Here is a 922-nt window from a genome sequence, read left to right on the forward strand (position 1 = left end):
TTCACGATTGATGTATCTAGCAGAAGTTGATTTACCTGAGTCTGCAAAAACGTTGCCGTCGGGTGTGCCTGCCCAAGTAGATTTGGTGGAGTAAGCCAATGACCGAGTATGCAATTCAAGCTCAAAATGTGGTCAAAAAGTTCGGCGACTTTACTGCTATCAATAACATCACACTCAACGTGCCCAAAGGCAGCATTTACGGATTTTTGGGGCCAAATGGTTGTGGTAAGTCGACCACCATTCGTGTGCTCACCGGCCTTCTCAGCCCAAGCGAAGGCAGTGTGGATGTGCTTGGATTAGAAATCCCAAAACAATCCGAACAACTGCGGCTCAAAATTGGCTACATGACACAAAAGTTCTCGTTGTACGACGACCTATCCGTTCAAGAGAACCTTGAATTTATTGGGCAAATTTTTGGTTTAAGCAGCAAGTCGCTGAAAGAGCGGATCGAAGAGCAGCTCAGCACTTACGGGTTGGATCAATTGCGCAAACAGCGCGTAAGCGGCATGAGTGGCGGTCAAAAGCAGCGCCTTTCACTCGCCGCGGCGACCATGCACAAACCCGAACTGCTATTTTTGGATGAGCCGACATCCGCCGTTGACCCCGAAAATCGACGCGATTTTTGGGAGCAATTGTTCGACTTGTGCGATCAAGGTACGACGATTTTGGTCACCACGCATTACATGGACGAAGCGGAACGCTGCCACCGTCTGGCGATCATGGAATCGGGCGAAATTCGTGCCGATGGCGAACCCGAACAGTTAATGGAACAGATGGGCGTTAATATCATTGAGGTGAAAGCCGACAAACTTCGTGAACTCAAAGAAAAGCTGATTCAACGTGACGAAGTTCGCTCTGCGGCGCAGTTGGGGATTCGTTTACGCATCCTTATCCACCAGCATGTCGAGCAGCCGATTGAATG

The 922-nt window shown here is 49.3% G+C and carries 1 protein-coding gene; it reads left to right on the plus strand.

Going from position 1 to position 922, the window contains the following annotated elements; genetic code table 11:
* Window positions 1-98: 98 nt before the first annotated feature.
* Window positions 99-922 (plus strand): ABC transporter ATP-binding protein (locus R7E78_RS25085; protein WP_318058467.1); only part of this gene is annotated, 824 nt, incomplete at its 3' end.

Source organism: Vibrio sp. YT-19(2023) (assembly GCF_033337395.1).